The 7,183-nt window shown below is 68.3% G+C and carries 6 protein-coding genes; 5 read left to right on the top strand and 1 reads right to left on the bottom strand.

Features of this window, described 5'->3' with window-relative positions; genetic code table 11:
- The 5 genes from J7520_RS08305 to J7520_RS08285 form a co-directional block, all read left to right on the top strand.
- Nucleotides 1-209, top strand: a 209-nt coding sequence (locus J7520_RS08305) for a hypothetical protein (RefSeq protein ID WP_291186483.1), incomplete at its 5' end; no start/stop codon positions are given.
- Between the two features lie 96 nt (nucleotides 210-305).
- On the top strand, nucleotides 306-2,291 hold the full coding sequence (locus J7520_RS08300; protein ID WP_291186481.1) for a hypothetical protein: 1,986 nt from the start codon (nucleotides 306-308) through the stop codon (nucleotides 2,289-2,291).
- A complete protein-coding gene (locus tag J7520_RS08295; RefSeq protein ID WP_291186477.1) occupies nucleotides 2,288-2,878 on the top strand; it encodes a hypothetical protein in 591 nt (196 codons plus the stop codon). The genes J7520_RS08300 and J7520_RS08295 overlap by 4 nt, the downstream gene beginning before the upstream one ends.
- 13 nt (nucleotides 2,879-2,891) lie before the next feature.
- Nucleotides 2,892-4,811 (top strand): hypothetical protein, encoded by a 1,920-nt coding sequence (locus J7520_RS08290; RefSeq protein WP_291186476.1) that lies wholly within the window; start codon nucleotides 2,892-2,894, stop codon nucleotides 4,809-4,811.
- Nucleotides 4,812-5,269: 458 nt separating this feature from the next.
- Entirely contained in the window at nucleotides 5,270-6,019 is a 750-nt protein-coding gene (locus J7520_RS08285; protein ID WP_291186473.1) for a hypothetical protein, read from the top strand.
- A 101-nt stretch (nucleotides 6,020-6,120) separates the two neighbouring features.
- On the opposite strand, the gene dmeF is transcribed toward J7520_RS08285, so the two are convergent.
- Entirely contained in the window at nucleotides 6,121-7,140 is a 1,020-nt protein-coding gene (gene dmeF / locus J7520_RS08280; protein ID WP_291186471.1) for a CDF family Co(II)/Ni(II) efflux transporter DmeF, read from the bottom strand.
- Nucleotides 7,141-7,183 lie beyond the last annotated feature (43 nt).

The following is a 7,183-nucleotide window of genomic DNA, read 5'->3' as shown; positions in this document are numbered from 1 at the left end:
ACTGGGTCAAGGTCTCCATCGACGTCTCCAGCTACGCCGACGATGCCGCGCACGAGATCCGCTTCGACTATGCGGCCACCGGCAGCGACGACGGTGACGTCTACGTCGACGACGTGACCGTCGAGGAGACGGCGGCCGTGGCGCGGCCGCGACCGCCGCAGACACCTGCCGCCGGCAATGCGAACGCCGGCAGGACGAAGCACCGCTAGAATCGCGACGGCGGAGCGGGGCGGGGACTTCGTACGGGGTCTCCGCCTGTCCGTCCGACTCTCGAGCGCCTCGTCGCGCGCCACCGAAGACACGGAATGACGGATCCAATCCACTCCATCCTTTCACGTGCTGCGCCGCCGTTCGCTCGCGCGACGGCGGTCCTCACCCGGGCCTGGCTGACGAAACTGCTGCTGATCGGCGTCTCGTTGGCTCCGATCGGTGCGCGGGCGCTCGACTACACGCCGCACGGCACGCAACCGGGCCTGCAATCGGCGTTGGAAGATCCGACCGGCTGCTCGTCCTGCCATCGCGGCGCCACGCCGACGACGCTGCCGTTCATGCCGCACTCGAGCTGGAGCGGCTCGATGATGGCCAACGCGACGCGCGATCCGCTGTTCTGGGCCGCGCTCGACGTCGCCAATCACGACGCGGCCAGCATCGGCAAGGCCGGCGTCGGCGACTACTGCCTGCGTTGCCACACGCCGCGCGGCTGGTTGAACGGACGCGTGGTGAAGGATGTCGGCGGCGCGCCGACCGCCGACGACGGCGAGAAGGGCTGCCGCCTGCTCGGCAGCTACGGCGCGCGCGAAGGCAAGACCAACGACTACGGCGGCATCGACTGCCACTTCTGCCATCGCCTGATGCCGAACGGGTCGCAAGGACAGACCGTCGCGATCGGCAACGGCAACACATGGATCGACGATGCGCTGAACTGCACCCTGCCTGATGGCACGACCTATGCCGGCCCGTGCCGCCGCGGCCCCTACCAGTACGCCGACGGCGATTCGCGCGAGCCGCCGCACGGCCACGTCTATTCGAGCTATCACCAGGATTCCGCCTTGTGCGGCAGCTGCCACGACGTGACCACGCCGGACACCGACGAAGGACCGCTGCGCACGCTGATCCGCGCCGACGGCAGCGACAGCGGGCGGCCGTTCCCGATCGAGCGCACCTACACCGAATGGAAGCGCAGCCTGTTCGCCGAAGCGATCTTCCGCGACGGCCTCGGCGACGGCGCGCCGGGCACGCCTGCGCTCGCGAGGGCGCGGCAATGCCAGGACTGCCACATGCCGTCGTCCTCGTCGGAGGAAGCCGCGGCCTGCCGCCAGAATCCGGCCGGGTCGCGTACCGGCGATCTGCCGGTGCACGAATTCGCCGGCGCCAACGCCTGGGTTCCCGCCATCATCAAGGGCGAGTACGTGGCGCTGATCGGCAGCAGCCGGCTCGGCGACTTCGACCGCACCATCGCCGCGGCGCAGGCGATGCTGCAATCGAGCGCCGCGGTGACCGCGGCGGTCACGCAATACCAGCCGCCGAGCGGCGCTACGGCCGGCACGCTCGGCGTCCGCGTCGAGGTCACCAATCTGTCCGCACACAAACTGCCGACCGGCTACGCGGAAGGCCGCCGCCTGTGGCTCAACGTGCAGGTGCGCGACGCGAACAACCAGCTGGTCGCCGAAAGCGCCGCGTACGACGCATCGAGCGCGACGCTGACCGAAGACCCGCAAGCGCGCGTCTACGAGGCGTTGCAGGGAATCTGGAACGCGACCACGCAGGCCTGCGAAATCGAGCAGGGCGGCAAGAAGCAGTTCCACTTCGTGCTCAACAACTGCGTCGCCAAGGACAACCGCATCCCGCCGCTCGGCTTCCGCCCGAAGGCGGCCGACGATCCGAACGGCGAGGAAGCCGCTCCGGTCGGCCATGTCTATCCGGAGACCTCGCCGGGTTCCGGCGTGCTGGTCAACATCGACCGGGCCGACTACGTCTTCCCGCTCACCGCCGGCGCGGTGCCGCCGTTCAGCGCGACGGCGACCTTGTACTACCAGACCTCCAGCCGCGAGTACATCGAGTTCCTGCGCGACCAGGCGGTGGCCAATGCGACGCCGGGGGAAAACGCGATGTGCAGCAGCAGCCCGGAACGACCATTCACGGCCGGACCGCAGCAGCGCAGCCGCGGCGAATTCGTCTACCAGCTGTGGAACAACGCCGCCGACGATCCCGATCAGCGGGGTTACGGCAAATCGCCGCCCGCCACGGTCGTCAGCGCGGTAGCGACCACTTCGAAGGAGCGCCAGCCTTGAACCTCTCCATCCGCCTGCCGGCGCTCCTCGTCGCAGGCCTCTGCGCGGCCTGCGCCGGCCCGTCCGCGCCGGTGAAGCGCACCGATGCGAGCGCGACTATCAGTGCCGACACCGCCGCGCCGGGCCGCCTGCACGGCTACGTCGTCGGGCGTCGCCATAGCGACTTCTCGTGGAAGGACGGCAAGGAGCGCCGCTACGAAGTCGAGTACGGCTGGGACTACGACCAGGGAGTCGCGCTGCGCAAATCCTTCGACGAGAACGGGGCGTTGCTGAAGTCGCAACGGATCAAGGGCGAGGAATCCCCGCTGACCGAGGCCGAGCGCGAACGCGTGCGCGTACTGGTGCGCGAATACCCCGAACTGAAACCGGTCGTCGACAAACCCGGCGTGGTGATCTGGGCCGGCGGCTTCGTCTACCGCAAGCCGGGGGATCCTCACTGCGGCGACAAGACTCGCTGCATCCATGCGATCGCCGCCGCCGACGACGGCGACACGGCGGTCTCGCATTCCATCGTCGATCTGCAGAGCGATCGCGTCGTGTATCCGTTCTATCGACCGTCGGACGAGAAGACGTCCGCCCAACATTGAGGGAGAGTAGGTCATGCGTTCATGCAAGCTCGCTTTGCCGCTGCTGTTGCTGTTCGCCGGCGGGGGCGTCGCCCACGCCGCCTCGCCGACCTGTACGAGTCCGGAAACGAAACTGAGCTGGCCGCAGACCAACCCGATCTGGGAGATGTGCTGGCTGCCGCCGAGCGAGAGCGTCGGCGGCATCGGCTCGGGCATGGAACTGCGCAAGGTGTACTTCAAGGGGCACCTGGTGTTCGTGCGCGCGCATGCGCCGATGCTGTTCGCCGAGTACAAGGACGGCGCCGGCGGCGACTGCTATCGCGACTGGAAGAACGAGAACTCGCCGCTGCTCGCCGACCGCGCCGTGCAGAACAAGCTCGGCATCCCGGTCGACCCGCCCGCGGCGATCGCCTCGTGCGACCGTTCGCACGATCCGACCATGTCCTACGAGATCTGCCCGTACCAGTTGTCCGGCTACCCGAATGCGACCGCCACCTGCGGCGCGCCGTTCGCGATCGAGGACAACGGCGACCACGTCGTGCTCACCACGCAGTACCGCGCGGACTGGTACATGTACGCCTCGCGCTGGACGTTCTGGAACGACGGCCGCATCCAGCCGTCGTTCGGCTTCGGCAACCGCAACGGCACCTTCAACAACGTCACCCACTGGCACCACAACTACTGGCGCATGGAATTCGCCATCGACGACGCGGCCAACACCGTCAGCGTCAACGGCGTCGACAAGACCACCGAGTTCTCCGACCTGCGCAACGCCACCGGCGGCCCGGACGGCGGCCCGAAGACCTGGGAAGTGCGCAATCCGACCACCGGCAACGGCTACAAGCTGATACCGGGCACGGACGACTACCTGGTGCCGGCGAACCAGTCCGGCCGCGGCTTCCATCGGGTCGACGTGATGGCGACCCAGCAGCACGACGACGAGTACGCCGACATCGTCGAGCCGGAGGATCCGTGGGAAGTGCTGGGCATCTGCAACATGGAAGACGGCAACCTCGTCAACAACGAGAGCCTGGTCGGGACGCGGCCGGCGCTGTACTACCGCGTCGCGGTACGCGACTCGACCGCGAACAACTGGCCGCCGGGCTGCACCGGCAGCAACTGCATCCCGCAGGACTCGATGATCTGCAAGAAAGTCGGGCCGACGCTGATGCCGTTCGGACCTTGGGTGAGCACCAGCACCGGCAATCCGACCGCGAACGTGACGTCGGGCGACCTCGACGTCAGCCTGACCGAGGGCACCACCGCCACCGACATGTTCGGCCTCGGCAACACCGGCGATCCCGGCAGCACGCTGACCTACACCGTCGACACGGCGCCGTCCTCGTGCGCGAGCCCGGGCGCGGTGGCGTGGCTGAGCGCGGCGCCGGCTTCCGGCAGCGTCGCTCAGGGCGCGACGACCACGATCACCGCGACCGTCGACGCGACGACGCTGACGGCGGGTGACTATTCCGCCGTGTTTTGCGTACACAGCAACGACACCGCCCATCCGACCATCGAAGTGCCGGTCAGCGCGACCGTATCGCCGGCCGCCAGCACCGATCCGACCGCCGTGACCTCCGGCGACGTCGAGGTCAGCGTGATGGAAGGCGCGAGCGCGACCGACACGTTCGATCTCGGCAACACCGGTGCGCCGGGCAGCACGCTCGCCTACACGATCGACACGGCGCCATCCTCGTGTGCGAGCCCCGCGGCCGTGCCGTGGCTGAGCGCGGCGCCGGCCTCCGGCAGCGTCGCCCAGGGCGCGACGACCACGATCACCGCGACCGTCGACGCGACGACCTTGACGCCGGGGGATCACTCCGCGTTGCTCTGCGTGCACAGCAACGACCCTGTCAATGCGACGATCGAAGTGCCGGTCAGCGCGGCGGTCTCGGTCAACGACGTCATCTTCGAGAACGGGTTCGAGGTGGCCGCGAAGGCTCGTCGACGCTGACGCGTGAGCGAGGAGGGGCGAGGAGCACGCTCGATTCGAGTGCCGATCGCCCCGCACGCCCCGGCCGGAGCTTGATCGCGGCCGAAGCCGGCGAGATCCGGCGGAGAACCCTTCTCCCTCGGGAGAAGGGGCCGGCAGGCGGATGAGGGTGACGTCGCGCACGCGTCCCTTGTCCGCTGCTCTGTGGAACGTCTCTCGAGAGAGAAGAAACTACACGGCGAACTCGCCGCATGTCGCGCACGACGCATCGTCGTGCGCATTCCGCTACCCGTGTCGCGGTCCAGCCCTGCCGCGCGATGCGAGCATCGCGCGAGCGGCGGATCTTCCGCCCTCGCTCATCCGCACGGGATGAGCGCATCGCCACTCGGATTCGTGCGCGCCGCCCGTGCGCCTGCGACGCCGAGGATCGGCTCGCACGCGATCGCCACTCGCGATCGCCCATCTCGAGGAGCGAACCCATGTTCAATGCGCAGAAGGCTTTGGTGGTGTATTCCGGCGTGCTGACGCTCGCCTGCGTCACGCTGCTGCTCAGCGGCTTCACTCCGACCGGAGGCCGCAACGCGCGCTTCGAAACCTTGACCGTCCAGCGCATCAACTTCGTCGAGCCCGACGGCACCTTGCGCATGGTGCTGTCGAACAACCAGAAGATCCCCAACGTGATCGTCGCCGGCCACGAATATCCCGACTACGGCGGCCGCAAGCCGTCGAACGCGGCCGGCATCCTGTTCTACGACGCGCAGGGCACGGAAAGCGGCGGCCTGACCTTCGGCGGCACCAAGGTCACCGACAGCGCCAAGCTGCGCTGGGGACACCTGAGCTTCGACGCCTACGACCAGGACCAGATGTTCGCGCTCGACGCCAAGAGCGACAGTCGCAACCAGGCCGTCACGATGAAGATCTGGGATACGCCGAGCTGGTCGATCAAGGAGTACCTCGACCTGCTCGACAGCATCGGCGACCTGCCGCCGGAAGAACAGCAGGCACGTCTCGACGCGTTCGCCGCGACGCATCCGGATGCGCGCCTGCGCACGCTGCTCAGCGAGGAGAACTATCCGGACGCGCCGGAGGCCAGCCGCAACGTCTTCAGCGTCAACGACCAGGCCGGCAACGAACGCACGCGGCTCGGCGTCGACGCCGAAGACGCTCCGCGCCTGCAGTTCTTCGATGCGGACGGTTCGGCGACGCACGAATATCCGCCGTCTCCCTGAGGGAGGCATCCGCTCGGGATCGTCGTCGCGCCTCACCGTGGCGCGACGACGAATCCTTCGCGCAAGACTCGTTCGCCGATCCGCGCACCGTGGTCGACCGGTCAGCCTGCGCTCGCCGCGAGACCGGAAGGCGACACCTCGACGGCCGCCGCCGGGCAGACCTCGACCTCGACGGTCACGTGCACGAGTTCTTCGTGGACGGACAACGCCTGCCGGAAAAACTCCGCTCCCACGGCGGCGGTCGTGACCAGGCTGAGCACGCAGGCGTACTGGCCGCGACCGACGCGCCAGACGTGCAGGTCGGTGATGCGCGCGGGCACGGCGCCCTGTTCGACGACCTCGCGGATCTCGGCGACCACCGGCGCGTCCATTTCCGCATCGAGCAGGACCCGTCCGGAATCGCGCAGGAGCCCGACGGCCCAGAGCGTGACCAGGACGGCGCCGACGATGCCCATGATCGGATCCAGCCACGCCGCGCCCCAGAGCCATCCGCCGGTCAACGCGACGATCGCCAGCACCGACGTTGCGGCATCCGCGAGGACGTGCAGGTAGGCCGAGCGCAGGTTCAGATCGTGGTGATGGGCGCCGTGCCGTTCATCGGCATGGTCGTGCCCCCGATCTTGATGGGCATGATCGTGATGATCGTGATCGTGATGATCGTGCAGCCACCAGGCACAGACCAGATTCACCGCCAGGCCGACGACGGCGATCGCGATGGCTTGCGCGTACTGGATCGGCTGCGGAACCAGGAGGCGTTCCGCGGATTGGAACGCCATCAGCGCGGCCACGCCCAGCAGCAGGATCGCGCTGGTGTAGCCGCCGAGGATCTCGATCTTCCAGGTGCCGAACGCGAAGCGGTGGTCGTGCGCGTGGCGCCGCGCGAAGGAATAGGCGAAGGCCGACAGGCCCAGGGCCAGCGCATGCGAACTCATGTGCCAGCCGTCGGCCAGCACGGCCATGGAATTGAACCACCAGCCGCCGGCGATCTCGACGACCATCATCACCGCGGTCAGCGTCATCGCGCGACGCGTGTTGCGCTCCGCCAACGGATTGCCGGTGTCGAACCGATGCGTGTGGACGCGGTCGCGGGCCGCGGCGTCGAGGGCATTTTCCGATAGCATGGCGGCGACACACCGATAGGATACCCCCGTAGGGTATAGGATC

Source organism: Dokdonella sp. (assembly GCF_017744955.1).
Classification (GTDB): Bacteria; Pseudomonadota; Gammaproteobacteria; order Xanthomonadales; family Rhodanobacteraceae; genus Dokdonella_A.
The sequence above is the reverse complement of the archived record's forward strand: the minus strand, read 5'-3'. Positions and strand labels throughout refer to the sequence as shown.